30 protein-coding genes, 1 other RNA gene and 1 pseudogene are annotated in these 26,976 nt (G+C 72.4%); 21 read left to right on the plus strand and 11 right to left on the minus strand.

Annotated features, from left to right (window positions below):
- Positions 1-4: 4 nt before the first annotated feature.
- Complete coding sequence (locus ACFFGY_RS07310) at positions 5-601, minus strand: tripartite tricarboxylate transporter TctB family protein (RefSeq protein ID WP_377043796.1); 597 nt, start codon at positions 599-601, stop codon at positions 5-7.
- Positions 602-1,313: 712 nt separating this feature from the next.
- On the opposite strand from ACFFGY_RS07310, the gene ACFFGY_RS07315 reads away from it, so the two are divergent.
- The gene (locus tag ACFFGY_RS07315; protein WP_377043798.1) at positions 1,314-2,303 is read left to right on the plus strand and encodes a ketopantoate reductase family protein; all 990 of its coding nucleotides are present in this window, start codon (positions 1,314-1,316) and stop codon (positions 2,301-2,303) included.
- Positions 2,304-2,406: 103 nt separating this feature from the next.
- Here the strand turns inward: ACFFGY_RS07315 and ACFFGY_RS07320 are convergent, their stop codons facing one another.
- A complete protein-coding gene (locus tag ACFFGY_RS07320; protein ID WP_377043799.1) occupies positions 2,407-2,619 on the minus strand; it encodes a hypothetical protein in 213 nt (70 codons plus the stop codon).
- Between the two features lie 130 nt (positions 2,620-2,749).
- Here ACFFGY_RS07320 and ACFFGY_RS07325 point away from each other — a divergent pair, with 130 nt between their 5' ends.
- The gene (locus ACFFGY_RS07325; RefSeq protein WP_377043800.1) at positions 2,750-3,082 is read left to right on the plus strand and encodes a DUF1491 family protein; all 333 of its coding nucleotides are present in this window, start codon (positions 2,750-2,752) and stop codon (positions 3,080-3,082) included.
- A 32-nt stretch (positions 3,083-3,114) separates the two neighbouring features.
- Here the strand turns inward: ACFFGY_RS07325 and ACFFGY_RS07330 are convergent, their stop codons facing one another.
- The 6 genes and pseudogenes from ACFFGY_RS07330 to ACFFGY_RS07355 all read right to left on the minus strand — a co-directional run.
- Positions 3,115-4,566, minus strand: a complete 1,452-nt coding sequence (locus ACFFGY_RS07330; RefSeq protein WP_377043801.1) for a peptidoglycan -binding protein — start codon at positions 4,564-4,566, stop codon at positions 3,115-3,117.
- Positions 4,567-4,587: 21 nt separating this feature from the next.
- On the minus strand, positions 4,588-5,721 hold the full coding sequence (locus tag ACFFGY_RS07335; protein WP_456316152.1) for a flagellar motor protein MotA: 1,134 nt from the start codon (positions 5,719-5,721) through the stop codon (positions 4,588-4,590).
- A gap of 71 nt (positions 5,722-5,792) precedes the next feature.
- The gene (locus tag ACFFGY_RS07340) at positions 5,793-6,392 is read right to left on the minus strand and encodes a hypothetical protein (RefSeq protein WP_377043802.1); all 600 of its coding nucleotides are present in this window, start codon (positions 6,390-6,392) and stop codon (positions 5,793-5,795) included.
- Positions 6,393-6,512: 120 nt separating this feature from the next.
- Positions 6,513-7,361 carry an inositol monophosphatase family protein gene (locus tag ACFFGY_RS07345; protein WP_377043803.1) on the minus strand — a complete coding sequence of 283 codons (849 nt, stop codon included), beginning with the start codon at positions 7,359-7,361 and terminating at the stop codon, positions 6,513-6,515.
- 313 nt (positions 7,362-7,674) lie between these two features.
- Positions 7,675-8,244 carry an elongation factor P gene (gene efp, locus ACFFGY_RS07350; RefSeq protein WP_377043804.1) on the minus strand — a complete coding sequence of 190 codons (570 nt, stop codon included), beginning with the start codon at positions 8,242-8,244 and terminating at the stop codon, positions 7,675-7,677.
- Between the two features lie 380 nt (positions 8,245-8,624).
- Positions 8,625-9,659, minus strand: a pseudogene (locus ACFFGY_RS07355) (lysine-2,3-aminomutase-like protein); the annotation flags it as partial.
- Positions 9,660-9,697: 38 nt separating this feature from the next.
- Between ACFFGY_RS07355 and epmA the strand changes: the two are divergent.
- On the plus strand, positions 9,698-10,810 hold the full coding sequence (gene epmA / locus ACFFGY_RS07360; RefSeq protein WP_377043805.1) for an EF-P lysine aminoacylase EpmA: 1,113 nt from the start codon (positions 9,698-9,700) through the stop codon (positions 10,808-10,810).
- Between the two features lie 7 nt (positions 10,811-10,817).
- Here epmA and thiE read toward each other — a convergent pair whose 3' ends face one another.
- Together thiE and ACFFGY_RS07370 are read right to left on the minus strand one after the other, a co-directional pair.
- Positions 10,818-11,501, minus strand: a complete 684-nt coding sequence (gene thiE / locus ACFFGY_RS07365) for a thiamine phosphate synthase (protein WP_377043806.1) — start codon at positions 11,499-11,501, stop codon at positions 10,818-10,820.
- 158 nt (positions 11,502-11,659) lie between these two features.
- On the minus strand, positions 11,660-12,163 hold the full coding sequence (locus ACFFGY_RS07370; protein WP_377043807.1) for a hypothetical protein: 504 nt from the start codon (positions 12,161-12,163) through the stop codon (positions 11,660-11,662).
- An 84-nt stretch (positions 12,164-12,247) separates the two neighbouring features.
- On the opposite strand from ACFFGY_RS07370, the gene ACFFGY_RS07375 reads away from it, so the two are divergent.
- The 9 genes from ACFFGY_RS07375 (at position 12,248) to ACFFGY_RS07415 (ending at position 17,785) form a co-directional block, all read left to right on the plus strand.
- Positions 12,248-12,727, plus strand: a complete 480-nt coding sequence (locus ACFFGY_RS07375) for a hypothetical protein (protein ID WP_377043808.1) — start codon at positions 12,248-12,250, stop codon at positions 12,725-12,727.
- Positions 12,728-12,730: 3 nt separating this feature from the next.
- Entirely contained in the window at positions 12,731-13,051 is a 321-nt protein-coding gene (locus ACFFGY_RS07380; RefSeq protein ID WP_377043809.1) for a cell division protein ZapA, read from the plus strand.
- Positions 13,052-13,060: 9 nt separating this feature from the next.
- A non-coding RNA gene (ssrS, locus tag ACFFGY_RS07385) (6S RNA) lies at positions 13,061-13,215 on the plus strand.
- Positions 13,202-13,801 (plus strand): 5-formyltetrahydrofolate cyclo-ligase, encoded by a 600-nt coding sequence (locus ACFFGY_RS07390; RefSeq protein ID WP_377043810.1) that lies wholly within the window; start codon positions 13,202-13,204, stop codon positions 13,799-13,801. The genes ssrS and ACFFGY_RS07390 overlap by 14 nt, the downstream gene beginning before the upstream one ends.
- 13 nt (positions 13,802-13,814) lie before the next feature.
- Positions 13,815-14,636 (plus strand): TIGR00282 family metallophosphoesterase, encoded by an 822-nt coding sequence (locus ACFFGY_RS07395; RefSeq protein ID WP_377043811.1) that lies wholly within the window; start codon positions 13,815-13,817, stop codon positions 14,634-14,636.
- A 165-nt stretch (positions 14,637-14,801) separates the two neighbouring features.
- A complete protein-coding gene (locus ACFFGY_RS07400) occupies positions 14,802-15,551 on the plus strand; it encodes a YebC/PmpR family DNA-binding transcriptional regulator (RefSeq protein ID WP_377043812.1) in 750 nt (249 codons plus the stop codon).
- Between the two features lie 85 nt (positions 15,552-15,636).
- Complete coding sequence (gene ruvC / locus ACFFGY_RS07405; protein WP_377043813.1) at positions 15,637-16,185, plus strand: crossover junction endodeoxyribonuclease RuvC; 549 nt, start codon at positions 15,637-15,639, stop codon at positions 16,183-16,185.
- A gap of 28 nt (positions 16,186-16,213) precedes the next feature.
- Complete coding sequence (gene ruvA, locus ACFFGY_RS07410) at positions 16,214-16,819, plus strand: Holliday junction branch migration protein RuvA (RefSeq protein ID WP_377043814.1); 606 nt, start codon at positions 16,214-16,216, stop codon at positions 16,817-16,819.
- A 69-nt stretch (positions 16,820-16,888) separates the two neighbouring features.
- Positions 16,889-17,785, plus strand: coding sequence for an alpha/beta hydrolase family esterase (locus tag ACFFGY_RS07415; RefSeq protein WP_377043815.1), 897 nt, complete (start codon positions 16,889-16,891; stop codon positions 17,783-17,785).
- A 33-nt stretch (positions 17,786-17,818) separates the two neighbouring features.
- On the opposite strand, the gene ACFFGY_RS07420 is transcribed toward ACFFGY_RS07415, so the two are convergent.
- Positions 17,819-18,469, minus strand: coding sequence for an NUDIX domain-containing protein (locus tag ACFFGY_RS07420; RefSeq protein ID WP_377043816.1), 651 nt, complete (start codon positions 18,467-18,469; stop codon positions 17,819-17,821).
- Positions 18,470-18,586: 117 nt separating this feature from the next.
- Here ACFFGY_RS07420 and ruvB point away from each other — a divergent pair, with 117 nt between their 5' ends.
- The 9 genes from ruvB (at position 18,587) to tilS (ending at position 26,876) form a co-directional block, all read left to right on the plus strand.
- Complete coding sequence (gene ruvB / locus ACFFGY_RS07425; RefSeq protein ID WP_377044034.1) at positions 18,587-19,630, plus strand: Holliday junction branch migration DNA helicase RuvB; 1,044 nt, start codon at positions 18,587-18,589, stop codon at positions 19,628-19,630.
- Complete coding sequence (gene ybgC, locus ACFFGY_RS07430; RefSeq protein ID WP_377043817.1) at positions 19,627-20,046, plus strand: tol-pal system-associated acyl-CoA thioesterase; 420 nt, start codon at positions 19,627-19,629, stop codon at positions 20,044-20,046. The genes ruvB and ybgC overlap by 4 nt, the downstream gene beginning before the upstream one ends.
- Before the next feature lie 41 nt (positions 20,047-20,087).
- Complete coding sequence (tolQ, locus tag ACFFGY_RS07435; RefSeq protein ID WP_377043818.1) at positions 20,088-20,813, plus strand: protein TolQ; 726 nt, start codon at positions 20,088-20,090, stop codon at positions 20,811-20,813.
- Positions 20,814-20,822: 9 nt separating this feature from the next.
- On the plus strand, positions 20,823-21,350 hold the full coding sequence (gene tolR / locus ACFFGY_RS07440) for a protein TolR (protein WP_456316151.1): 528 nt from the start codon (positions 20,823-20,825) through the stop codon (positions 21,348-21,350).
- A gap of 27 nt (positions 21,351-21,377) precedes the next feature.
- Positions 21,378-22,679 carry a hypothetical protein gene (locus tag ACFFGY_RS07445; protein WP_377043820.1) on the plus strand — a complete coding sequence of 434 codons (1,302 nt, stop codon included), beginning with the start codon at positions 21,378-21,380 and terminating at the stop codon, positions 22,677-22,679.
- A 221-nt stretch (positions 22,680-22,900) separates the two neighbouring features.
- Positions 22,901-24,247: a Tol-Pal system beta propeller repeat protein TolB gene (tolB, locus tag ACFFGY_RS07450; protein ID WP_377043821.1), complete on the plus strand. Its 1,347-nt coding sequence runs from the start codon at positions 22,901-22,903 to the stop codon at positions 24,245-24,247.
- 106 nt (positions 24,248-24,353) lie between these two features.
- On the plus strand, positions 24,354-24,851 hold the full coding sequence (pal, locus tag ACFFGY_RS07455; RefSeq protein WP_377043822.1) for a peptidoglycan-associated lipoprotein Pal: 498 nt from the start codon (positions 24,354-24,356) through the stop codon (positions 24,849-24,851).
- Between the two features lie 7 nt (positions 24,852-24,858).
- Complete coding sequence (locus ACFFGY_RS07460; protein WP_377043823.1) at positions 24,859-25,680, plus strand: YbgF trimerization domain-containing protein; 822 nt, start codon at positions 24,859-24,861, stop codon at positions 25,678-25,680.
- Between the two features lie 53 nt (positions 25,681-25,733).
- The gene (tilS, locus tag ACFFGY_RS07465; protein ID WP_377043825.1) at positions 25,734-26,876 is read left to right on the plus strand and encodes a tRNA lysidine(34) synthetase TilS; all 1,143 of its coding nucleotides are present in this window, start codon (positions 25,734-25,736) and stop codon (positions 26,874-26,876) included.
- The last annotated feature ends 100 nt before the right edge of the window (positions 26,877-26,976 follow it).

A 26,976-nucleotide genomic window follows, 5' to 3' on the forward strand; every position in this document is an offset into this window, starting at 1 on the left:
GTCCTTAGGTAATCGTCGGCCAGAGCGGGACTCGGATGTCCAGCTGCCAGATAAACACGACCCAGCTGATGACGCACAGCGCGACGATCATGCCGAGAACCCCGAGGGGCCGGTGAGAGCGGTCCGCCAGCGCGGACAGCCCGATGGTGAGCACCAGCGACACGATGAGGCCGAGCGGCTCCAGCGTCAGCGCGAACACCGCCATGGCGGCGTGCACGAGTGCCAGCGGCCGCCAGCCCGGCGAGATCGCCATGATGCCGAGACCCGCCACGCAGGCGAAGCCGACCTGACGCCAGTTGCCCTCGCCGTAGCCCGCACGCTGCAGCAGCTGCCAGATCACCAAGCCGACCGCCGTTCCCAGCAGCACGGTGGTGAGGTCGAGCCTGGTCCAGCGTTCCAGGGGATCGGGGCCGTTGCGTAGCGAGATCAGCACCACGACGGCGCCGAGAACGAGCAGGAGGCTGAACACGAGCATCGGCATGTAGCCGGGGCCCATGCGCCGCGCGTCGCCCAGCGTGTGGTCGAGGTTGAGCCAAAGGCCCACCAACGCGAACAACACGAGCAGACCGCCCGAGATGGCATCCTTGGCATTGACTTTCATGGCTGCTCCCATCCTGCAAGGAGGAACGGCGCGCGCTCATCGCCCCGGCCAGCGAATCGCACCGCCGCGCATGGCTCCGGGACCGGGTGTGAGCCCGGCCATGGCAAAGCCCGAAATGGCTGAGGCATACTGTTGATGTTCCCCCCTCCCGGCCCGTCTTTCTGTGTCCGCCGCGTCGGACGACGGTGCCGAGCAAGCCCAAGTGACACAGTTTTAAGGTCACGGAAGGCAACCGAGCAAGCCGTACTGTTGCTGTTGAGACATGCCGGGCGATGCTGCAAAGCAACATTCTGACCTGCCGGCTGCGGGAGCATGCAGGACGCCCAGGGCAGGGCATAGTCCGGGCCGATCCGGCAGGGAGCATCCACCCACCGAGTTGCCGCCCCCTGTCACCCTGGCCCCGGGCAGAGGTCACGACGCGCGTGATCGGACAACCTCCGCCATGAACGACGGCGGTGCCCGGGACTTGCGCCATCCCGGCACCGTGGCCGCGGAAGGCGTGCTCCGCTTGAAGCGCGGGGGACTTTCCCACCTTCTCCGGGCGTGTACGCTCGCCGTGGGTACTGGCCGGTTCCGGCGCACCGGGTCATGACGGCCGGCCCGGCAAGGATTGCCGTCAGCCCGGCGAGCGCCGCGTCCCCCGCCCGGCGCCCGGGCGCTGGCCGGGCAGCGCCTGAACCGCTGGTTCAACCGGCAAGAGGAGGTTTCCCGCATGAAGATCTGCGTATTCGGTGCCGGCGCCATCGGCGGCCACCTCGCCGCCCGCCTGGCCAAGGGTGGGGCCGAGGTCAGCGTGGTGGCGCGCGGCGCCTACCTCGACGCCATCCGGACGCGCGGGCTGACGGTGCGGGCGCTGGACGGCGAGCACCACTGCCGCCCCGCGGCCTCCGCCGACCCGGCCGAACTCGGGCCCCAGGACGCGGTGATCGTGACCACCAAAGCGCCGGCGCTGACGCAGGTGGCCGGGGCGATCGGGCCGCTGCTCGGCCCCGAAACCGCGGTGGCCTTCGTGATGAACGGCATTCCCTGGTGGTACTTCGACCGCCACGGCGGCGAGCTGGACGGCCGCCGCCTGCCGGCGCTCGACCCCGACGACGCGGTGCGGCGCGCGATCGGCGTGGAGCGCACGATCGGCGGCGTCGTCCATTCATCCTGCACCGTGGTCGAGCCCGGCGTGGTGGAAGTCACCAACAAGGGCAGCCGCGTCATCCTGGGCGAGCCCGACGGCAGCCTCAGCAACCGTGCCCGAGCCATCGCCAACCTGTTCCGGGGCGGCGGTATCCTGTCCTCGGTGGTGCCCGACATCCGTGCCGAGATCTGGAGCAAGCTGCTCGGCAACATCTCCTACGGCCCGCTCTGCGTCCTGTCGCGCGAAGCCGGCAACAAGACCTTCGACGACCCGGCCACCGTGGCGGCGGCGGAGCGCATGATGCGCGAAGGCTTCGCCATCGCCGAAAGCCTGGGCGTCCATTTCGAGCTGGGCATGGACAAGCGCCTGTCGATGCTGGGCGCCTCCGCGCACAAGCCGTCGATCCTCCAGGACCTCGAACTCGGCCGTCCGATGGAGATCGACGCGCTGATGACGGTGCCGCTTGAACTGGCGCGGCTGCGGGGCGTGGAAACGCCGACGCTGGACCTGCTGGTCGCCCTGACGGCGCGCGCCGCCGCGGCCGCGGGTCTCTACCGCATGCCCGGACGCTGAGGGGGCGCCGGCGCCATCCCGCGACGCGGGCGAGCGCCGGCCGTCGTGCCGCGTCCGGCGGCGCCCGAACCGGCCGGCGCCGTGCCGGCCCGCCGATATGGCGTCAGCCGATCGGCTTGTGCGCCTTGTCCATCAGGCGGCTGAAAAAGGCGCGCGCCTTGCTCGGCGGCTTCGGCGGCGCGGCCACGACCTGCGCGGCGGCCCGCTCCCGTTCCTTGGAGCTCAGCCACTTCTCCAGGCTCATGCCCGCCTTCGCCGCGCGCTTCGCCTCGTAGGCGCGCTGCCCTTCCGTCAAACGTTTCTCCGGCGCTGCCATGTGCTGCGACCTCCCGCGATGCTGCGCCGTCTTTCGCGCAGCGCCGTTGCGGCGGCAAGAGGCGAGAGGGGGCGGGCCCGCAACAGCGCGGGGCCTTGCGCGGCCGACCGGGGCGGTCCACCTCCGCCCCATGGAAGAACGTGTGAAGGCCGGCATCTGGGCCTCGATGGCCCTGCGCCTCGGAAGTGCGGCCGGGCGCCCTGGCATGGTGCTGCGGAAGGGCGATCCCGACAGCGGCGGCATCCTGTGCGTGCTGCACGGGCGGGAAGGGCTGATGGTGCTCTCCCAGGTGCGCGACGCGGAAGGGCGGCAGGCCTGGATGCGCGGCACCGGCACGGGCCCGGTCGACCAGGACACCGCCGACAGCTACGTCGCGCGCCAGGTCAAGCGCGACCCCGACCTGTGGGTTCTGGAATTCGAGGCACCGGACCTGCTGCCACCCTTCGAGGCGCGCATCGTCTGACCAGCCGGGCCTGAGCGCCCCGGGCAGGCGCGTCAGCGATCGGTCAGCCGCAGCTCGATGCGTCGGTTGCGGGCGTAGGCCTCGGGCGTGTCGGCGGGGTCGAGCGGCTGGTTGTCGCCGAAGGCCGCGGCCGCCACCCGGTTGGCCGGCAGCCCCTCGGTGATCAGCAGCTGCGCCACCGCGATGGCGCGGGCCGAGCTCAGCTCCCAGTTCGAGGCGAAGCGGCCGCCACCCCGCAGCGGCGAACGATCCGCATGCCCGTCCACGCGCAGGATCCAGTTCACGTCCGCCGGGATCTTCGCGGACAGGTCGCGCAGCACCCCGGCGATCTGCCGGATCTGCGCCTGCCCGGCCTCCGACAGCTCGGCGCCGCCGACGGGGAACAGCACCTCGGACTGGAACACGAAGCGGTCGCCCACGATGCGCACGTCCGGCCGGTCGCCCAGAACTTCCCGCAGCCGGCCGAAGAAGTCCGAGCGGTAGCGCTGCAGCTCCTCCACCCGGGCGGCGAGCGCGGCGTTGAGCTTCTGGCCCAGCGCGGTGATCTGCGCGTCCTTGTCGCGCCCCGAGGCTTCCTGGATGTCGAGCGCCGCCGCAACCCGGCGCAGCTCGGCGCGCAGGGCTTCCAGCTGTTGCGACAGCAGCGCCGCCTGGGCACGCGCGCTCTCGGCCAGCCGGGTGGATTCGCCGCCCTGCGCCTCGGCCGCGGCGCGCTGCCGCTCCGCATCGTCGCCGCGCGCCATGGCCTCCTTCGCCTGCCGCTCCAGCTGGTCGCGCAGCGCGGTCAGCGCCTGCACCTGCTGGTTGAGGCGCGCGATCTCGGCCCGGGCCTGCTCCGCATCCGCCTGCGCCTTGGTCTGCGCGGCCTGGAGCTGCGCCTGCGTGGCCTGGGCCGCCTGGAGCTGCGTCTGGGTGGCCTGTGCCGCCGCCTGGGCGGCGGCGAGGGCACGGGCGGCATCGGTACGCTGGCGCACCGCTTCGGCCGTCTGCTGCCCCACGGCGTCGTTGCGCGTTTGGGCGTCGCTCAGCCGCTGTTCCAGGGCCGCGATCCGCTCGCCCGTGCCGCGCGCCGCCAGCTCCGCGTCCGACAGCCGTGCCGCCAGCCCGTCGCGCTGCGCCGCCAAGGCCGTCCGCTCACCATCCAGCCGGTCGCGCTCGGCGCCAAGCGCCGTCGCCTCCGCCCGCGCCGCGTCGCGCGCGGCGGTCGCGGTGCGGGCTTCCTCCACGGCCCGGCCCAGGCTGCCGCGCAGCTCGGCACTCTGCCCCTGTTCCAGCGAGAGGAGCTGCGCCAGCTCCGCCACCTGCCGGTTCAGCCGGTCCAGGGCCCGGTCGCGCGAGCTCAGCGTCACCGACAGGAAGCCCTGCGCCAGCACGAAGACCAGCAGCACGAAGATGATGACCATCAGCAGCGTGGACAGCGCGTCCACGTAGCCGGGCCAGGCGTTCAGCCCTTCGGAGGTGCGCCTGCGGGAGCCGCGCGGCATCTCAGCCCTCCACGCGTCGCATCACTGCTGCGGCGCCTCGGCCAGCGCCGCGATGGTGCGCGCCAGCAGCTTGATCTCGGAACGGATTTCCTGCGTCGACTGCGCGCGGCCCTGGCTGCCTTCTTCCAAAACGCGTGCCATGTAGAGCTCGATGTTGCGCAGGTGTGCGCGGGACGCCTCGTCATGGGCCTGCGTGTCCGCCAGCCGCGACAGCACCGGCACCAGAGCCGCCTGGCTTTCCGCCACGCGCTGCATCAGTACCTGGCTGGCGCGCATCTGGTCGGTCAGCACCGTGAGGCGATCCGTCAGCGTCGACAGCCCCTGCGCGGACTGGGCGCTCCGCTCCTCGCCGCGGGCAAGGGTGCGCTGGAGGGCTTCCAGGTTCTCGGCCGTCTGCTCCAGCAGCGCCTGCACGTAGGCCGGCACCGAGCCACCTTCGGCCTCGCCGCCCAGCACGCCGGATGACAGGCGGGTGACGCCGGCCAGCCATTCCTCGAGGTCGTTGAAGAAGCGGTTCTGCGCCTGCCCGGCCGTAAGGTCGAGGAAGCCCAGCACCAGCGCGCCCGCCAGGCCCAGCATGGAGGAGGAGAAGGCCACCGACATGCCGCCGATCGGCTGCGCCAGCCCGGACTTCAGCTGGTTGAACAGCGCGTTCAGGTCGCCCGCGCCGACCGACATGTTGTTGATGACCTCGGCCACGGAGCCGATCGTCAGGATCAGGCCCCAGAAGGTGCCGAGCAGGCCCAGGAAGATCAGCAGCCCGGTCATGTAGCGCGACAGCTCGCGGCTCTCATCCAGGCGGGAGCCGATGCCGTCCAGCACCGTGCGCATCGCGGGTGCCGAGAGCATCAGCTTCTCGCCGCGTCGGCCCGACAGCATCGAGGCCATGGGCGAGAGCAGTCGTGGCGGCGCCTGCGCCGGCTGCCCCGGCCGGGCGGAGCGGAAGCTGTCGAGCCAGTTGGCTTCCCGCCGCAGGGCCAGCACCTGTCGGAAGTTCCAGATGATCCCCAGCGCCATCACGCCCAGGATCACCACGTTCAGCACCACGTTGGCCTGGAAGGCGCCGATCAGCTGCTCGTGCAGCACCGCCACGATCGCCGCCACCACCACCAGGAACAGCACCATCCGCAGGAGGTACTTGTGCTGGCTGCTGATGGGGTTGGCCGCGGCCACCGCGGCGGCGGGTCCCGCCGCGGGCCCCGTGGCGGGGTTGTGCATCGGGCCGGTCATGGGCGCAGGTCCTCGGCGGGCAGGGGCGTCGCGGGCGGCAGCAGGTCGATCAGGATGCGGCCCGCGGGCATCAGGCCGAGCGGCCGCAGGTCGATCCGGGTGTCGGGCAGCCCCGCGGCCACCAGGCGCGCCTTGAGCGCCCTGGCCTGCGCGAGGCTGTCCCGCCGCGCCGTGGCCAGGTCGTTCGCCGGGCCGGCCACCTGCGACAGCACGGTGACGCGGCCCTCCGTGCGCTGCGCCAGGGCACGGGCCAGCTGCACCAGGGCCTGAGCCTGCGGGCGCTCCGGCTCGCTGGTGGAAGCGGCGCCGGTCAGGCGCCAGCCGCCGCCGGGAAGGGCGGCGATGCCGCTTGGCAGGGCGATGTCGCGAAAGTCGGCGGTGGAACCCACCACGCGGGCCTTGCCCGGCTGCGCCGACAGCGTGGCCGGGGCAGGCGGTGCCGCAGCGGGGTCGGGAAGGGCCTGTGCCTCAGCCCCGGCACCAGTGTTCGGAGCACTCGTGGCGGCATCCGGCCGCGCCACGGTCTGGGCGGACAGCGGGGCGACGGACAGGGGCGCGAGCAGCGCCGCCACGGCAACACGGAGGAAAATGCGCATGTCGGCCGGAAGCTAGAGCAGATCGCCGCCCGCGGGAAACGCCGGGCGCAGACTTTCTCACGGCGGGGTGCGGCGGCAACCGTTCGTCCGGTGCCGCCGCGCCGCCCTCAGCCCGCTGCTTCAGCCCCCTTGGGCGGCGCGCGACGCCACGCGGGTGATCCCCTCCACCACCGCTTCCCGCAGCAGAGGATGAAGGTGCGGGTTGCCCGCCACCACGTTGCCCGAGGGCCAGGCATCGCCGCCCTCCGGATCGGTGACGTAGCCGCCCGCTTCCTTGACCATGATGATCCCGGCCGCGCAGTCCCAGGGCTTGAGCCCCAGCTCCCAGTAGCCGTCGTAGCGGCCGGCCGCGAGCCAGGCGAGGTCGAGCGCCGCCGAGCCGAAGCGACGGATGCCCGCCACCTGCGGCATCAGCCGCGCCAGCGTGGTGGAGAATTCCGCCCGCTTCGGCACGTTGGCAAAGGGGATGCCGGTGGCGAACAACGCTTCCTGAAGGTTGCGGCGCCCGGAAACGCGCAGGCGGCGGTCGTTCAGGAAGGTACCCATGCCCTTCTCGGCCCAGAACAGCTCGTCGTTGACGGGGTTGTAGATCACGCCCGCCATCACCTCGGCGCTGTTCTCGCCGGTGCGCTTCTCGATGCCGACGCTGACGCACCACTGCGGGATGCCGTGGAGGAAGTTCGAGGTGCCGTCGAGCGGATCCACCACCCAGCGCCATTCCCAGTCACGGTCGCCGCTCTCGCCGCTTTCCTCCATCAGGAAGGCGAAGCCCGGACGGGCGCGCGACAGCTCGGTGCGCAGCGTTTCCTCGGCGCGCAGGTCGGCCTGCGATACGAAGTCGCCCGGGCCCTTCATGCTGACCTGAAGGTTCTCGACCTCGCCGAAATCGCGCAGCAGTCGCTTGCCGGCCTTCTGCACGGCCTGGATCACCACGTTGAGGGCAGGGGAAAGTCGGGCGCTCGGGCGCATGGGATGGTTCCTCAGGGCACGCCGGCGGCGCGTGGGGCGCGCGGAACCGGAAGCCGTTCACGGGGCCGGGCCATGCTGCGTGGCCGGGCAGGGTTCGGGCAAGTCGCTGCCCGGTGCGGAAGCTCTGGCGGGGATTCGGACCCGCCGCGCGGGGCCGGCGGAACGGGGGCGGGCCGGCGTCCGGTTCTTCGCGGCCATGGGCAGGGCGCAGCCACACCGCACCATTCCTGCGAGAGCCCCGCGCCGCCGTAGCGGCCGGCGCGGGGCCCGTCTCACCCAACCACCCCGCCGGAGCGGAACGGCCGGCGGGGGATCAGCCCTTGGCGCGTTCCATGTAGGAGGCGTCCTCGGTGCGGACCACGATCTTCTCGCCCGTGGAGATGAAGGGCGGCACCATGGTCTTCACGCCGTTGCTCAGCAGCGCCGGCTTGTAGGAGGAGGTCGCCGTCTGGTTCTTCACCACTGGATCGGCCTCGACCACCTCCAGCGTCACGCTGTCGGGCAGGTCCATGCTCACCGGGTCGCCCTCGATCAGGCGGACGTTGACGGTCATGTTCTCGACCAGGAACGGCAGACGCTCGCCCAGGATGTCCTTGGGAACGGTGGTCTGCTCAAAGGTCTCGGGGTCCATCAGGATCAGCCCGTCGCCCTCGGCGTAGGAGAAGGTGTACTCCTTGTCCTCGGTGGTCAGGCGCTCCACGGTGTCCTGGGTGCGCCAGCGCTGGTCCTTCTTGGTGCCGCTCTTCACGTCGCGCATCTCGACCTGGATCACGGCCGCGCCCTTGCCCGGCGTCATGATGTTGATCTTGAGGACCGACCAGCGACGGCCCTCGAATTCGATCACCTGGCCCGGACGCATCTGGTTGGCCTGCTGCTTCGCCATGGCGGCTGCACTCTCGCTTCGGATGTGTTCTGGAAAGATCGGGCCGGGCTTTACCGGCAGGCCGCCGCTTCGGCAACCTCGTCCGAAACAGGGGAGACGTGTGCGGCCCCGAAGTCCGGAACGGTTCCGGCGGCGGGGAGGGGCGCCGCCGCCCTCTCCGGCCCGGCTTCGTCCGGACCAGTACCCTGCGGACCGGGCTCTTGCGGAGGAACACCCTGCGGGCCGGCGTCGTCCGGATCGCCACCCCGTAAGCCGACGCCTTGCGGAAGGGCGCCCTGTGGAACAACGCCGTGCGGAACGGCACCTGCCGGGCGGGCCCCGTCCCGATCACGTTCCTCCTGACCGGCGCCTTCCGCATCCGCATGCCAGTGCGGCGCACCGCCGAGCGGGGCCTCGACCCGCCAGCCCCCCGCCTCGCGCCCCACGAAGCCGGGATCCAGCGGCGCCTTGCCGCGGCCGCCGGGCAGGTCCAGCGCGTAGACCGGCCAGGCCAGCCCCGTGACGCGGCCGCGCAGCGACCGAAGGATCGCGCGGCCCTCGCTGATCGGCACCTCGAAGCGCGCGGTGCCCGGCGCCCGGTCGAGCTGATGGAGGTAGTAGGGCTTCACCCGCGCCGCCAGCATGGCGCGGAACAACGCTTCCAGCGCCTCGGCACTGTCGTTCACGCCGCGCAACAGCACCGATTGCCCGAGCAGCGCCACGCCGCCGCGTGCCAGCCGCCGCAGCGCGGCGCGGGCGGTTTCGGTGAACTCGCGCGCATGATTGGCGTGGACGCAAAGGAACACGGCCTTGTCGCAGTCCAGCGCCTCGACCAGCGCCCGGGTGACCCGGTCGGGATCGGCCACCGGCACGCGGGTATGAAGGCGGATGACCTCGATATGCGGGATCGCTGCCAGCCGCCGCACGATGTCGCCCAGCCGCCGGGGCGACAGCATCAGCGGGTCGCCGCCGGTCAGGATCGCCTCGCGCAGCGTGGCGGTGCGCGCGAAGTAGCCGATCGCCGCGTCCAGCTCCGCCTCGCTCAGCACGCCGCCGTCGGGTCCGACCTGTTCCCGGCGGAAGCAGAACCGGCAGTACACCGGACAGGCCAGCAGCGGCTTCAGCAGCGCCCGGTCCGGGTAGCGGTGCACCACGCCCGGCACCGGCGAATGCGGGTGGTCGGCCGTGGGATCGGCCAGCTCCCCCGCCGTGGTGCGCAACTCATCCGGGTGGGGCAGGTACTGCCGTGCGATCGGATCCTCGGGCTTGCCGGGCTCGATCATCGCCGCGACCGCGGGTGTCACCGAGATGGCGTAGCGCTCGGCCACGGCGCGCAGGGCCGGCAGCTCGGCCGGCTTGGCCAGGCCGGCCGCCACCAGGGCGTCGGGATCGCGCAGCGTGCGGGAACGGGGCAGGGGAGTGGAGCCATCGGGCATGGCGGCCAGCGCATAGCGCCGCTAAGTCCCCTTCCGCAATGGCCGATCCTGCCTCCCCCGCCCGCCCGCCCTCGCCGGACGGCACACCACGCCCGGCCGCGTCCCGGACCGGCCTCCCGCCCTGGCATCCGCGGAGCCTGGCCGACCGGCTGCCGGCGCTGCGGCGCCGCACCGCGCTGATCCGCGACACCCGACAGTTCTTCGAGACGCGCGGCTACACGGAGGTCGAAACGCCTGCCCTGGTGCCGGTCCCGGGCATGGAGGTGCATCTCCAGGGCTTCCGCTCACGCTTCACCCCGCACCTCGCGCCCGGCGAGCCGCGGGACCTGTGGCTGCGGACCTCGCCGGAACTGGCACTCAAGCGTCTCCTGGTCGCGGGCGCCGGCCCGGTCTTCGAATACGCGCGCGTCTGGCGCAACGGCGAGGTGTCCGCCCGCCACGCGCCGGAATTTACCATGCTGGAATGGTATGCGCCCGGCCTCTCGCTCGGCGGCATGATGGACGAAACCGAGGCCCTGCTGCGCGCCGTCCTGCCCGCCAGCGTGGCGCGGCGCGACACCGTCACCGACCTGTCGCTGCCCTTCGAGCGCATCACCGTGGCGGAAGCCTTCCGCCGCTGGTGCAACGGCATCGACATCCTCGGCACGATCCGCCCGGACGGGGAGGGCGATGCCGCCCTCCTTCGCGCCGCCGCCGACGCGGCTGGCCTGGCCGTGTCCGGGAACAATTGGGAAGACCTGTTCTTCGCGCTGATGCTGGATCACGTCGAACCGCGCCTGGGCCGCGATCGGGCGAGCTTCCTGACCCACTGGCCCACGCCCCAGGCAGCCCTGGCGCGCCGCGACCCGGCCGATCCCCGCGCGGCGCTGCGCTTCGAGCTCTTCGTGGCCGGCATCGAGCTTGCCAACGCCTTCGACGAGCTCACCGACCCCGCCGAGCAGCGCACACGCTTCCGGCGCGACGCGGCGGAGCGGGAGCACCTCTACCCCGGCGAAGGCTGGCCGGTGGACGAGGACTTCCTCCAGGCGCTCCAGCACGGCATGCCCGGTGGCTCCGGCATCGCACTCGGCTTCGACCGTCTGGCGATGCTGGCGGCAGGCGTCGAGGACCTGGCGCAGACCCGCTGGCTGGGCGCCTGGCCCTACGGCTGACGGCCCTTCAGGGCTGCGCCGCACCCTCCGCCTGCGCCGCGGCGATGGCGGCGTTCATGCCGCGCACCCCGGCCGCCGGGCCCTCCGGGTGGTTCCACACCGCGCCCACCACCGCCAGGAAGTCCGCACCCGCCCGAACCAGCGGCGCGCAGTTGGCCGCAGTGATGCCGCCGATCGCCACCGCCGGAACCTCCATCACCTCGCCCCACCACTGCAGCAGCTCCACCTCCGCGTGGTGCTCCACCGTCTTGGTGCTGGTGGGAAAGAAGGCGCCGAAGGCCACGTAGTCGGCGCCGAGCTCGCCCGCCTTCATCGCCAGGTGGCGGCTGCCGTGGCAGGTGATGCCCAGGATGCCCTGGCCCAGCAGTTGCCGCGCCGCCTCGTGATCGCCGTCCTCCTGCCCGAGATGCGCGCCGTCGCAGCCGGTCTCCACCGCGAGGTCGGCCCGGTCGTTCAGGAGGAAAGCCACGTCGCGCGACTGCGCCACGGGGCGCAGCGCGTCGCAGGCGCGCCGCACCGCGTCCTCGTCCGCGTCCTTGAGGCGCAGCTGCACGCAGGCGACGTCGCCTGCGTCCAGCGCGCGCGCGAGGTCCTCGGCGAAGCGCGCCGGTTCCAGCGCCGGTGGGGTCACGAGGTAGAGCCGGCAGCCCGGGCCGCTCTCACCGGGTCGGGACTCGTTGCTTCTGGCCATGGTCGCAGCTTCCCTCGGATGTCCCCGGGCAGAACGCGTCGCGCGGGGTGGCGTCTAGAAGCACATCCGCCCGCGGTCAGCACGTCCGGCGGCGCGCAAAAAAACCGATCGCAACGAGGTCCCCCGTTGGCCGAGGCGCGGTTGCAGCCCGGCGCCGTTCAGCCCAACCCGTCGCGGCCATCCCCGCGAAGCAGGTCGGGCCGGGAAAACCCCGTCCCGCTCAGCCATCGTGCCACGAGACCTTGCCCGCCCGGCTTCCGCAGGTCGACCAGCGTCAGATCCAACGCCAGTGGCGGAACCGTCCAAACCCTCGCCCCGACCTCCGCCGCCGCCGCCTGCACCGAGGCGAAGCCAGAGCTGTCCCGCCGCAGCACCAGCTGCCGCCAACCCCCGCGCAGCGCCCCGAGCGCCGCACCCGACAGGTCGGCGCAGTCCAGCACCGCCTCGTGCGGCACGCCCGGGCAGCGCGCCACGGCCGCCCGGACCATGGCCCGGAACACCGCCGGCCCCGGCCAGACCACGCCGCCCGGCACCGACAGCAGCAGCACGCCGGCCGCGCCGCCACCCTCCGCCGCCAACCGCAGAACCGCCGCCATCTCCGCCGCGTCATGCACGATCACGGCCGGCCAGCCATGCCCCGCCGCTTTCACTACCTCCGTCATTATCCTCCTGCGCCCCTCCGTCAGCGTTGACCCGGGCTGCCGCCATGCGTAATGCCCCGGGATATCACGCGTTCGGGGTTGTTGATGGCGGATCGGCTGAGCGAGGCAGCGGCGCGGTTGGAGGCGGCGGTGGAGCGGCTGGCCGGCGCGGCGGCCCGCCCGCGCGCCACCCTGTCGCAGGAAGAGGTTCTGGATCTCGGCCGGCGCCTCGATGCGACGCTGGCCCGCCTGCGCCTGGCGCTGTCGCGCGAGGAGCCGGAAGGTGCTACCGACGAGGCAGTCACCGACGATCCGATGCTGGACGAGGATCTGGACGCCGAGCTGGAGCTCGAAGACGAGGATCTGCCGGCAGAGGACCAGCCGGCCGTCGACGGTGCTGCGGCGCCGGCGGAACCCACCGCAGCCGCCCCGGTGCCGGCGCCGTCCACCGCGCTCCCGGTCGCGGCCGAGCCTGCCGGCAGCGTGCCTCCCGCGGACGCACTCTCCCCGCCGCGCGCGCCCTCGCCCGACGCGCCGGCCCCGCGCCCCGGCAGTCTTCCGAAGCAGAACACACAGGAGGCGTAGCTTTTGGGTCAGGTCACGGTTCGCATCGGCGGCTACAGCCACCCGGTTTCCTGCGAGGATGGTCAGGAAGGGCACCTCGTCGCCCTGGCCGCCGAGGTCGACCGGCGAGTCCACTCCGTGCGCTCCATGGGTGGCTCCTTCGGCGAGTCCCGGCTGCTGCTGCTGGCCTCGCTGCTGCTGGCGGATGAGGTCCACGACCTGCGCGTGGAACTCTCGCAGGCCCGCGCCGGCATCGCGCCCGCCGACAATCCCCAGATGGCGGAACGGCTGACCCGCGTCGCCGAGCGCATCGAGGGCATTGCGGCGCAGCTCGAAGCTCCCTAACTACTCCGGGCGGGGCTGCCTTTCGCGCCAGGTAAATCATCCCCAGGGCCAATAAGCATCCTCCGGGAGCTGGCTCTGTCCGGACCTTGGTTCGGGTATCTGGTGCCCACCTGCATTAGCAGGCCTTGGGAGGACGAAACGCCAGCGGTCATGGTGGCTCCGCACCCGATCCCCTCCGACCCCGAAGACGTCGCCGCGCGCAAGCGCAGCATGCGGAGGTCGCTGCTCGCCCGCCGGGCGACCATCCCGACGGAGGGGGCGGCCGAAGCCGCCTGGGCGCAGCTTCTCGCCTCCGGCCTCGTGCCCGCCGGCGCCGTGGTCTCGGCCTACTGGCCCCTTGGCCATGAGCTCGACCCGCGTCCGGCCATGCTGGGGCTCCTGGCACTCGGCCATACCGTAATCCTGCCGGTGACCGCCGCGCGCGGGCAGCCGCTCACCTTCCGCCAGTGGGATCCCGCGGTGCCGCTGCGCGACGCCACCTTCGGCCTGCGCGAACCGCCACCCGAAGCCCCGGAGCGCCGTCCCGACCTGCTGCTGGTGCCGCTGCTGGGCTTCGACCGCCGTGGCCATCGCCTCGGCTACGGCGCCGGCTACTACGACCGGACGCTGGAATCCCTGCCCGGTGCCACGGCGCTGGGCTTCGCCTTCGCGGAGCAGGAGGTCGCCGAGGTGCCGACCGGCCCCGGCGACCGCCCCCTCCATGCCATCGTGACCGAGCGCGGCCTGATTTCCGTCGCGGCGCCCTCGTGAATCCGGAGTTGCGTTGAGAATCCTGTTCCTGGGGGACGTTGTGGGCCGCGCCGGCCGCGACGCCGTCGTGTCGCACCTGCCGATGCTTCGGCAGGAACTCCGTGCCGACCTCGTGGTGATCAATGCCGAGAATGCCAGCCATGGCTTCGGCCTCGCCCCCGACATGGCGCGTGCCTTCTTCGAGGCCGGTGCCGACGTGCTGACGCTGGGCAACCACGCCTGGGACCGGCGCGAGATCATCCCCTACATGGAAGGCGAGCCGCGGGTGATCCGCCCGGTCAACTTCCCGCCCGGAACGCCCGGCCGGGGTGCTGTGGTGGTGGATGTCCGCGGCGGCCGGCGGGCGCTGGTGGTCAATGTCATGGGCCGCCTGTTCATGGACCCGCTGGACGACCCCTTCCGTGCCACCCAGGCGGAGCTGGCGAAGCACAGCCTCGGTGCCTTCGGCGCGGTGCAGGCGGTGGTGATCGACATCCACGCCGAGGCCACCAGCGAGAAGCTGGCCTTCGGCCACTCCTTTGACGGCCGCGCCTCGCTGATCGTGGGCACCCACACCCATGTCCCCACCGCCGACCACCAGGTCCTGGCGGAGGGCACCGGCTACATGACCGATGCCGGGATGTGCGGCGACTACGACAGCGTCATCGGCATGAGCAAGGGCGTCTCGGCGCTGCGCTTCTGGCGCAAGATGCCGGGCGAACGACTCGCGCCCGCCGAAGGGGAGGCCACGCTCTGCGGCGTGCTGTGCGAGACCGACGACGCGGACGGCAAGGCGCTGCGCATCGCACCCGTACGCCTGGGCGGGCGCCTGTCGCAGCTGCTGCCGGATTTCTGAACCTCCGCACCGCCCGGGGCCCGTGGCGGTGCGTCCTGAGTGGAACGCCCGACCATGCCGGCGCGGCGCGGCGGGCGGCCCATCACCCGCCCCGCTGGCCGTTTGCCGCCGCTGCCGCTATACCGGCCGCCTCAGGACGAACCAGAACGTAGCAGGCACAAGACCATGGCCGGCCATTCGCACGCCAAGAACATCATGCACCGCAAGGCCGGGCAGAGCGCCAAGAAGGCGCAGGCCTTTGGCAAGCTGATCCGCGAGATCACGGTTTCCGCCAAGGCCGGCATGCCCGACCCGGCCCATAACCCGCGCCTGCGCGCGGCGGTGAAGGCCGCGCTGGTGGCCAACATGCCGCGCGACACCGTGGACCGCGCCATCAAGCGCGTCGCCGCCGGCACCGACACCGACAACTACGACGAGGTCCGCTACGAGGGCTACGGCCCCGCCGGCGTGGCGGTGATCGTCGAGGCGCTGACCGACAACCGCAACCGCACCGCCTCCGACCTGCGCTCGGCCTTTTCCAAGCACGGCGGCGCGATGGGCGAGACGGGCTCGGTCTCCTTCCAGTTCGAGCGCGGCGGCGTGATCCTCTACAAGGCCTCGGTCGCCAGCGACGACGCCATGCTGGAAGCGGCGATCGAGGCCGGTGCCTCCGACGTCGAGAGCGACGAGGAGACCCACGAGATCACGACCTCGGTGGAAGAGTTCACCGCCGTGCGCGACGCGCTGGAAGAAAAGTTCGGTGCCGCCGAGAGCGCCAAGCTCGAATGGTGGCCCAACGCGCCGATCGACCTGAACGAGGAGCAGGCGCAGTCCGTGCTCAAGCTCGTGGACATCCTCGACGAGCACGACGACGTGCAGAACGTCTACGCCAACTTCGAGGTCTCCGACGACGTGGCCGCGCGGCTGGGCGCCTGAATGCGCGCCCGGGGCGGCCACCTCGCGCAGCGGTCCGGCCCGTCGCGGGCCTCGGCGCCTCCTTGCCTGAACGGAGCCCGCTGAGATGCGTGTCGGCGGCACCCCCAGCGTCCGCGTCCTGGGCCTCGACCCCGGCCTCCAGCACACCGGCTGGGGGCTGATCGAGAGCAACGGCTCCCACCTGCGCCACCTTGCCGACGGGGTGGTCAGCACCACCGCCGACCTGCCGCTGGGCGAGCGCCTGTCGCAGCTCTTCCGCGCGCTCAACACCATCCTGGAGCTGCACCGCCCCGACGAGGCGGCGGTGGAGCACACCTACGTCAACAAGAACCCCGGCGCCGCGCTGAAGCTCGGCCAGGCGCGCGGCGTGGTGATGCTGGTGCCCTCGATGGCGGGCCTGCTGGTCGGTGAGTACCAGGCCATGGAGGTCAAGCGCGCCGTGGTCGGCACCGGCCATGCCGACAAGGTGCAGGTGACCGACATGGTGAAGCGCCTGCTGCCCGGCGCGGTGATCCGCCGCGCCGATGCCGCCGACGCGCTGGCCGTGGCGATCTGCCATGCCCATCACCGCGCCAGCCGCGTGGCGGTGGCGCGCATGGCGAACCTCGCCGTCAGCCAGCCGGCGCGTTCCTGATGGTGTCCGTCATGGCAGGGCTCGCCCGATGATCGGCAAGCTGCGCGGCACGCTCGACTCGGTGCACGAGGGCGGCTGCATCCTGGACGTGAACGGCGTGGGCTACCTCGTCGCCGCCTCCTCGCGCGCCGTGGCCGCGCTGCCGCAGCCGCCGGCGCAGGGCACGCTGTGGATCGAGACGGTGGTGCGCGAGGACGCCATCACCCTCTACGGCTTCGCTGACAGCGCCGAGCGCGACTGGTACCGGCTGCTGACCGCCATCCAGGGCGTCGGGCCGAAGGTGGCGCTGGCACTGCTCTCGACGCTCAGCCCCGCCGACCTCGCCGCCGCGCTGATGGCGGGCGACCGCGGCGCGCTGGGCCGGGCGCCGGGCGTCGGGCCGAAGCTGGCCGCGCGCCTGGTGTCGGAACTGCGCGACCGCGTGGGCGCCATGCCGACCGGCAGTTTCACGGTCTCCATCCCGCCGCCGGTACCAGCCGGCGCTGCCGAGGAGACCGTGTCGGCGCTGCTCAACCTCGGCTGGAAGCGGGCCGAGGCGGCGGCGGCGGTGAACCGCGTGCGCGACCGGCTGGGCGAGGGGGCGGCGCTGAACGAGTTGATCCGCGAGAGCCTGAAGGAACTGGCCCCGCGCTAACAGGCGGGCCGACCGGACCGCCCTCGTGCCACAGGAGGTTCGCCGTTGCGTGCTCCCCTTCTCCTGGCCGTGGTCCTGGCCGTCGCGGCCGCCTCCGTGCCGGCCGCGGCCAGGGATGATTCCGCTGAACTGGTGGTTGGCGGAACAACCCGCAGCTTTTCCGTTCACCTGCCGGACGGTCGCGCGCCGCGAACCGGCTTTCCGCTGATCCTCGCTTTTCATGGCGGCGGCGGCCAGGGCGCTGGCATGTCCCGCCTGACCGGGCTCAACACGCTCGCCGATGCGCGCGGCTTGATCGTGGCCTATCCGGACGGGATCGACCGGCACTGGAACGACGGCCGGCTTACCATCCGGAACCCCCAGGACGACGTTCTCTTCGTGTCCGCCCTTCTGGACCGGTTGCAGGATGGCTATCCCGTGGATCGCGGCCGGGTCTACGCGACCGGCCTGTCCAACGGCGCCCTGTTCGTCGAACGTCTCGGCTGTGAGCTGTCCGGGCGCATCGCCGGCATCGCGGCGGTCGCTGGCACGCTGCCGGTGGTCACGGCGCGGAAGTGCCGGCCCGATCATCCCGTCGCGGTCATCCAGATCAACGGCACCGACGATCCGATCATGCCCTTCGGCGGTGGCCAGGTGGCAACCCTCGGCGGGGTGGGCGAGGGCGGCCGGGTCACCTCGGTCGGGCAGACCGTTGCGCTCTGGGCCGGGTGGAACGGCTGCGGCGATGCCGGTCCCGTGGAAGCCCTGCCCGCCGCCGGGCCGCCCGATGGAACGCAAGTCCTCCGAACCCGCTACCGAGGCTGCCCCGCGAATGGCGCGGTCACGGTCCTCACGGTGGCCGGTGGCGGTCACGCCTGGCCGGGTGGCCCGCAATACGCGCGTCCGGCGGTGATCGGCCGGGCGAGCCGCCAGCTCGACGCCACGCAGCTCATCGTGGACTCCCTGTTGTCCCTGCCGCCCCGGTAGCGCCGGCCTGTCGGATCATCGGGGGCTAGCGGGTCAGGAACCCGGCGGAGCGGGCGGTTCCCGGAGCAGCCCCTTGATCCGCAGCAGCCCCAGCGCCGCGATGGTCATCGCGTCGCGCAGCACGCCGTCGCGCACCATCCGCTCCACCTCGGCCAGCGGAAAGGCGCGGCAGATCATGTCCTGCTCGCTCCGCTCCCGCTCCTCCGGCCCTTGTGTCAGCTCCGTCGCCAGGAAGACATGCCCCCGCTGCGTCGAGTATCCCGCACCCTGGAACATGTCGCCGGCATACAGCATCCGCCCGGCCAGGAGCCCGGTCTCCTCGCGCAACTCACCGGCAGCGATCACCGCCGGGTCGGTGCCGGGTCGGCTTTCCCACATGCCCATCGGCAGCTCCCACTGCCGGGATCGCACCGGGTAGCGATACTGCTCCACCAGCGTGATCCGCGCGCCGTCCCAGGGCACCACCACCACGAAGTCCGACCGCTCCACCACGCCGTACAGCCCTTCCGAGCCGTCACGCCTGCGGATCGTGTCCTCGCGCACCCGGGTCCAGGGGTTCTCGTAGGCGATGCGGGTCGTCAGCGTGGTGATCTCCGCGGTTGTCCCGTCACCCTGTGGGACCTCCGTCCGTCCGTCATCCGCGGCCTGCCCGCCCTCCGGCTCCTCCGTCGTCCGCTCACCCATCCTGCATCCTCGTCGCGCTGCTGCGGGGCCATCATCGCCGCGGTTGCGCCCGCCGTCGATTTCCCCGGCCATCGGCCCGCGACGCGGCCGTCCGATCCCTGTATGTTCCGCCCCATGATGGACCCACACGCCCGCCTCACCGCCGGCGACCGGCTGGATGAGGACGTCAACGACGCCGCTCTCCGGCCTCAAACGCTGGCGGACTTCACCGGCCAGCCCGCCCTGCGGGAAAACCTCCAGGTCTTCGTGCAGGCCGCGCGCGACCGCGGCGACGCCATGGACCACGTGCTGCTGTTCGGCCCGCCGGGCCTGGGCAAGACCACGCTGGCGCAGATCGTGTCGCGCGAGCTCGGCGTCGGCTTCCGCGCCACCTCCGGCCCGGTGCTCCAGCGCGCTGGCGACCTGGCGGCGATCCTGACCAATCTCCAGCCGCGCGACGTGCTCTTCGTCGACGAGATCCACCGCCTCCAGCCGGCGATCGAGGAAACCCTCTACCCGGCGATGGAGGACTTCCAGCTCGACCTCATCATCGGCGAGGGTCCGGCCGCGCGCACGGTGCGCATCGACCTGCCGCCCTTCACCCTGGTGGGCGCCACCACCCGCGCGGGCCTGCTGGCGACGCCGCTGCGCGACCGCTTCGGCATCCCGCTTCGTCTACAGTTCTACTCGCCCGAGGAGTTGCAGCTGATCGTGTCGCGCGGCGCGAACAAGCTGGGCTTCGTGCTGACCGAGGACGGGGCGCGCGAGATCGCCACCCGGTCGCGCGGCACGCCGCGCATCGCCGGCCGCCTCCTGCGCCGGGTGCGTGACTTCGCGGCGGTGGCCGGCAAGCCCGCCGACCGCAAGCTGTGCGACGACGCGCTGAAGCGGCTGGAGGTCGACAGCCTCGGCCTCGACGCCATGGACCGCCGCTACCTCCGGCGCCTGGCGGAACACCACGGCGGCGGGCCGGTGGGGGTGGAAACCCTGGCAGCCGCGCTGGCCGAGAGCCGCGACACGCTGGAAGAGGTGATTGAGCCTTTCCTGATCCAGGAAGGGCTGATCCTGCGCACCCAGCGCGGCCGCGTCCTGGGCATGCCTGGATGGCGTCACCTCGGCATGACGCCGCCGCGCAACGCCGTGGCCTCGCAAGGCGACCTGTTGCTGGACGAGGGGGCGTGAGCGCCCACCGCTACCCGGTCCGGGTTTATTTCGAGGACACCGACGCGGGCGGGGTGGTGTACCACGCCAACTATCTCAGCTGGGCCGAGAGGGCGCGGACGGAATCCTTGCGCGCCATGGGCTTGCCGCACGCACTTCTTACGGAACGTCACAATATGTTCCTCGTGGTGCGCCGCGTCGAAGTGGAGTATTTGCGCCCGGCCAGACTGGACGAGTCGTTGCTGATCGAGACCCGCGTGGAGCGGGTGGGCGGCGCCTCGCTGGATCTGGTGCAGGACGTCCTGGACGAAGGGGACGGGTTGCGGACGCGGCTCAAGGTGTCGCTGGTCTGCGTGTCGCGCGACGGGCTTCGCGCCGCGCGCATCCCCGAACCCTGGTCCACCGCCCTGCGGAACGTGGTGACGCCTCCGGCCTGAGCGGCGGGGGTGGTAATGGAGGGCTGCCCGTGGGCGAGGGCGTGACGACGACCAACCTGGCCGGAACCGCCGCCGCGGCACATGACCTGTCGCTGTGGAACCTGTTCCTCCAGGCCGACTGGATCGTGAAGCTGGTGATGATCGGCCTGATCCTGGCCAGCATCTGGGTCTGGGCCATCGTGTTCGAGAAGAGCACCTCGGTTCGCCGCGCCAACCGCGCCGCCGACGACTTCGAGGACAAGTTCTGGAGCGGCGGCTCGCTGGAAGAACTCTACCGCGCCCAGGGCGAGCGCCCGGCGCACCCCATGGCCGCCGTGTTCGGCGCCGGCATGCGCGAATGGCAGGCCAGCAACAACGGCTCCGTCGGCGCCGCCACCTCCATGATGGGGGTGAAGGAGCGCGCCGACCGCGCCATGGGCGTGACCGTGGGCCGCGAGATGGAGCGGCTGGAGCGCTGGATGGTGTTTCTGGCTTCGGTCGGCTCGGTCGGGCCCTTCGTGGGCCTGTTCGGCACCGTCTGGGGCATCATGAACTCCTTCTCGGCCATCGCCGGCAACAACAACACCAACCTCGCCGTGGTGGCACCGGGCATCGCCGAGGCGCTGTTCGCCACCGCCATCGGCTTGGTGGCCGCCATCCCGGCGGTGCTCGCCTACAACAAGATCAACACCGACCTGTCGCGCTACGCGGCGCGGCTCGAGGCCTTCGCGGCGGAGTTCGGCACGATCCTGTCGCGCCAGGCCGACGAGATGCCGGCGGGGCGCTGAACCATGGCGATGTCTTCCGGCGTCCCGGGCAAGGGTCGCACCCGCTACCGCCCGATGGCCGAGATCAACGTCACGCCGCTGGTGGACGTGATGCTGGTGCTGCTGATCATCTTCATGGTGGCAGCGCCGCTGATGACCTCCGGCGTGCCGGTGGACCTGCCCAAGACGGCCGCCCAGCCGCTGAACCAGGAAACCGAGCCGCTGACCATCTCGGTCAACCCGGAAGGCAAGATCTTCCTGCAGGAAACCGAGGTTCCTCTGGAGGAGCTCGGCGCCAAGCTGCAGGCCATCATGCAGAACCAGCCGCAGGGCCAGCCGGAGCGCCGCATCTTCGTGCGCGGTGACCGCACCAACAGCTACGGCCGCGTGATGGAGGTGATGGGGGCGGTGATCTCGTCCGGCTTCACGCGCGTGGCCCTGCTGGCCGAGCAGCCGGCCGGCGCGCAGCCGGCACCGAACCGCGGCGCCGCGGCCCAGCCCGCCGCCGGCACCCGCGCCGCGGCGCCGGCCGTGGCCAACCGCGCTCCGGCGCGCTGAGCCAATCGGGACCGGGGGAAGATCCTGATGCGTTGGCCTCGCGGTTTGCGCGAGTGGGGCGCGGCGTCGGCGGCGCTGCACCTGCTGTTCTTCGTGGTGATCCTGATCGGCCTGCCCGCGCCCAAGCTCGAGGAGCCGGTGGAGCAGGGCATCCCGATCGAGGTGATCACGCCCGACGCGCCGCAGCTCGCCCAGGCGCCGACGCCGTCCAACGCGCCCTCCGCCCCGAACGCGGCCTCCAACCCCAGCGTCCCGCTGCCGCCCCCGCCAGAGCCGCCGCGCGACGAGCCCGTGTCCCCGCCACCTCCGCCCCCACCGCCGCCGCCCGCCCCGGCGCTGGCCCCGACCTCGCGCGCGCCCTCCACCGCGACGGAGCCCGCGCCGCCCGTGCCGGAAACCCCGGCTCCGCCGCCACCACCTCCGCCGGCCCCACCTCCGCCCGCGCCGCCGCCGCCCACGCCCACGCCGGCCCCGCCGACCCCGGCCCCTCCGACGCCGCCGCAGCCGACCCCGCCGCCGCCGCGCGCGGACGCGGCCGTGCCGCTGCCGCCACCCCCGGCGCCGGAGCCCCCGAAGCCCGAGCCGCCCAAGCCACAGCCGCCGAAGCCCACGCCACCCCGGCCGGAACCGCCAAAGCCGGAACCGCCCAAGCCTGAGCCGCCGAAGCCGGAGCCGCCCAAGCCGACCCCGACGCCGCCCAAGCCGACGCCGAGCTCGCAGAGCAAGCCCGACCAGGCGCAGCATCAGGAGCCCGCGAAGCCGCAGCCGCCGCCGCAGCAGACGCGCGAAACGACGCAGACCGGTACCGGCCGCGTCACGCCGCCGCCGACGCCGTCGGACAAGCCCGGCACCGGCCGCACCCCGCCCGTGCCCAACGCGACGGAGCGTTCGTCCTCGGTGCTGAACACGCTGGAGCGGCTGCGCGCGCTGCAGGCGCAGAACGCCGCCCCGACCTCGCGGCCCAACCCGGCCGCCGGCGCCCCGTCCGCGGGCGGCGGTGCGCCGACCGGCACGGCCGCGCTGAACTCGGGCGAGAAGACGGCGCTGGCCAACACCATCAGCGAGTGCTGGTCGGTGGATGCCGGGGCGCTGAACATCAGCTCCATCATCGTGGAGCTGCGCGTCGAGGTGGATAACGGCGGCACGGTGCGCAACGTGCGTCCCAACGGCGCCATTCCCAGCGAGCCGCACGCGCGCGCCGTTTACGAGGCCGCGCGCCGCGCCCTGCTGAACCCGCAGTGCAACCCGCTGCCGCTGCCGCCGGCGCGGCTGGAAGCGCTGCGCAACACGGTGTTCCGCTTCAATCCGAAGGATCTCGGGTTGCGCTGAGAACCGGATGGAGCCCGGGCAGTGCGGCCTCGCCTCGCTGCCCCGGGTGCGGGGCAGGGCAGCGGGCAGGAACCGCGGCCGCCCCGCTCCGCGTACGAGGCATCCGCGCGGGCGGGCGCACCGCCCGCGCGCCACGCTTCGTGACAGGAGCAGGGCTTGATTCTGATCCGGGAGCGGGGATTGTCCGCTCCGAACAAGGCCACCAGGGGAAGCTCAACGTCATGGACGCCCGCCTCACACGACGCGCAACGCTGCTGGGGGTTACGGCCGCCGCGGCAACCCTGCCATCCCTGCGCGCCCTCGCGCAGGCGCCCGCAGGCTCCGCACCGCAGAGCACCGTGGACATCACCAAGGCGCGTACCGACCCGATCCCGATCGCGATCCCCAACATGCCGGGCTCGCGCGGTGCCGACATTGCGCAGGTGATCAGCAACGACCTGCGCTCCTCGGGCCTGTTCCGCCCGGTGGACAATGCTGCCTTCATCCAGAGCGCGGCTGCTGCCTCGGCGCAGCCGAACTTCCAGGACTGGCGGGTGATCGGCGCCAACGCGCTGGTGACGGGCGGCGTGTCGGAGCAGGGCGGCTCGCTGCGGGTCGAGTTCCGCTTGTGGGACGTGCTGCCGGGCCAGCAGATCGAGGGCACCGCCTTCACCACGCCGTCGGGCAACTGGCGCCGCGTGGCGCACCAGATCGCCGACGCGATCTACGCGCGTCTCCTGGGCGAGAAGGGCTACTTCGACACCAAGATCGTTTACGTGGCCGAGAGCGGCCCGCGTGACCGCCGCGTGCGTCGCCTGGCGATCATGGACCAGGACGGCGCCAACAATCAGTTCCTGACCGACGGCTCCTTCCAGGTGCTGTCGCCGCGCTTCCACCCGAACGCGAACCAGATCGTGTTCATGTCGTACCAGAACAATCAGCCGCGGGTGTTCCTGTTCAACCTCGGCTCCGGCCGGCAGGAAGTGCTGGGCCAGTTCCCGGGCATGACGCTGTCGCCGCGCTTCTCGCCCGATGGCGGCACCGTGGTGCTGAGCTACGCCAAGGGCGGCGACGCCAATATCTACGCGGTGGACCTCGGCTCCAGGCGCGAGCGCCAGCTCACCTCGGGCGGCGGTCTCGACGTGTCGCCCTGCTATTCGCCGGATGGCTCGCAGATCGTGTTCAACTCCGACCGCGGCGGCGACCAGCAGCTCTATATCATGAGCGCGGGCGGCGGTGGCGCGCGGCGGCTGAGCTTCGGCCGCGGGCGCTACGCCACGCCGGTCTGGTCCCCGCGCGGCGACCTGATCGCCTTTACGCGCATTTCCGGCGGTCAGTTCGGCATCGGCGTGATGGCGCCCGACGGTCGCGGCGAGCGAATCCTCACCGAGGGCTGGGGCATGGAAAGCCCGACCTTCGCGCCGAACGGCCGCGTGCTCGCCTATTACCGCGAAAGCCCGGCGCGCGACTCGCGCGGCGGTGGCTACGGCGCGCGCCTGTCGCAGATCGACATCGCGGGCTTCAACGAGCGGCAGATCGTGACCCCCACCGATGCAACCGATCCGTCCTGGTCTCCTTTGTTGTCCTGATCGGCAGCTGGAACGATGTGCCTGGCTTGACCGGGAACCTTTGGCACCTGTAACGGCCGGGCGCGTGATGGCGTGCCCCCGCACGACACGAGGAAGACGGAACACGATGAAGACGAAGCTCCTGGGCGCGCTCGCGGCCCTGGCCCTGCTGGGCGCCTGCTCCAGCAACGACGATCAGGCCGGCGCGGCCACCGGTGCCGGCGCTTCCGCCGGCGGTGCGGGCATGGGCATGGGCGGCTCGGCGCGTCCGGGCTCGCAGGAGGATCTGGTGGCCAATGTCGGCGACCGCGTCTTCTTCGACACCGACCAGAGCACGGTTCGCGGCGACCAGCGCGAGATCCTGGGCCGTCAGGCTGCCTGGCTGAACCAGTATCCGCAGGTCCAGGCCACGATCGAAGGCCATGCCGACGAGCGCGGCACCCGCGAGTACAACCTGGCGCTGGGTCAGCGTCGCGCCAACTCCGCCCGCGACGCGCTGGTGGCCTCGGGCGTGAACAGCAGCCGCCTGAACGTCATCTCCTACGGCAAGGACCGCCCGGCGGCCCTGGGCTCGGACGAGCAGTCCTGGGCGCAGAACCGTCGCGCCGTGACGGTGGTCCAGTAAGGATCGCATGATGCGTCGCGCGCTGCTCGCCTCCGTTTTCCTGGGCGCGCTCGCCCTGCTGCCCGCCGCCGCGCGGGCGCAGGTCGAGAGCCGGGAAGGCATCACGCTGCAGAACCAGATTCTGCAGCTGCGGCAGGAGATGGAGCAGATGCGCGCGCGTGGCGGCGGGGGCGGTGGCTACGCCGCGCCCGCATTGCCGCCGCCTTCGCGCGGAGGCGGTGGTGGTGGCACCAGCGGCGAGCTGATCGCCCCGCTTCTGGACCGCGTGAATTCGCTCGAGGACGAGGTGCGCCGCCTGCGCGGCCGTGCCGACGAGGCGGAGTTCCGCAACAAGGCCCTGCAGCAGCAGGTCGAGAAGCTCCAGGGCGACATGGATTACCGGCTGACGCAGCTGGAACAGGGTGGCGGCGGTGCCGGCAACGGCGGTGCTGGTGGTGGTGCCCCGGCCGCACGTCCGGCCCCGGCGCCCGCCGCCCCGGCACCGGCCGCGGGCAACCTCGCGGCGCCCGCGGCGGCGGCCCCGGCCCGTCCGGCAGCCCCGGCACCGGCGGCGAACACGCAGGAAGCCAAGCTGCAGCAGGGCGACGACCTGCTGAGCAAGCGCGACTACCAGAACGCCGCGCTGGCCTACGACGATGCCTACCGCCGTAACCGCCAGTCGGCGCGGGCACCGGAAGCCCTGATCGGCCTGGCTTCCGCCTTCAACGGCTTCGGTGCCAAGCGCGAAGCCTGCCAAACGCTGGACCAGCTCAACAGCGAGTTCCCGCGCCTGCCGGCACTGCTGTCGCAGCGCGCCGCGGGCGTACGCCAACGCGCCGGCTGCCGCTGAGCGCCGCGCCGGCCGGGCAGGACCCGGTCAGCGACGCGGAGTTCGAGGCGCTGATGGCGCCGCTGGGGCCTTTCGGCTCCGCACCCCGCCTGGTGGTCGGGGTTTCCGGCGGGGCCGATAGCCTCGCCACCTTTCTTCTCGCGGAACACTGGGTGCGACGGCGCGGCGGCGCGGTGCTCGCCGCCGTGGTGGATCACGGGCTGCGGGCCGGCAGCGACGCGGAGGCCGCGGGCGTGGTCGCCGCGCTGCGGGCACGCGGCTTCACGGCGCGCCTGCTCAGCCTGGGCCTCCTCGGCGGTTCCGCCCTGCAGGCCCGTGCCCGCGCCGCGCGCCACGAGGCGCTGCGCCAGGCGGCCGGCGAGTTCGGCGCGCCCTGGCTGCTGCTGGGTCACCACCAGGGGGATCAGGCCGAAACGCTGCTGTTCCGCCTCCTCCGTGGTTCGGGCGAGAGCGGGCTGGCCGCCATGCCAGGTTTCCGTGGCTCCGACGGCGTGGCGCTTCTGCGGCCCCTGCTGCCTGTCCCGCGGGCGCGGCTGCTGGCCACGGTGCTCGCAGCCGGTCTGCAGCCGGTTTCCGATCCCTCTAACCGGGACCCGCGCTTCGCCCGCACCCGCATGCGCGAGGCGATCGACCGGCATGCGGGTGCGGCGGAGGGTCTTTCGGCCGCGGCCGCGGGCTTCGCGACACGGCGCCTTCGACGGGAGGACGAGGTCGCCGAGCGCCTGGGGGCTGCCGCCAGCTTCCGTGCCGAAGGCTGGGTGCGGCTCGACGCCGCGGCGCTGGGCCGAGATGCTGTGGCGGCACGGGCGCTGGCGGCGCTGGTCAGAAGCCTGGGCGGTGCCCCTTACGCCCCCGCTTCGGAGGCCGTGGCGGTGTTGCTGCAACGTGGCGGCGGCACGCTGGGCGGTGTCTGCTGGCGCGGGGAAGCGCTGTTCCGGGAGCCCGCCGCCTGTGCCCCGCCCGTTCCAGCCGCGGCGGGCGGGTGCTGGGACGGGCGCTGGCGCTTCGCCGCGCGACCCGGCGCCGATCAGGTCGGCGCCCTGGGCGAGGCAGCGTCGCTTGCGCCGCCGGCCTTGCGCCGGACCTGCCCGCGCGACGTGCTGCGCAGCCTTCCGGCCCTCTGGCGCGGCGGCGAGGTCCGGGAATTCCCGCTTCCGGAAGCCGTTTTCGCGCCTCACGATCCGGTCGTGGCATGAGAAGCCTGCGAAGCTGAACGGAATCCGGCAGGTTGAGGTTCCAGAACCGCTTCCGCCTCCCTATCTTGTTGCGTGAGCCGGGAGCACCCGGTCGGCAGGA

It is taken from the genome of Roseomonas elaeocarpi, assembly GCF_042433915.1.
GTDB lineage: Bacteria > Pseudomonadota > Alphaproteobacteria > Acetobacterales > Acetobacteraceae > Roseomonas > Roseomonas elaeocarpi.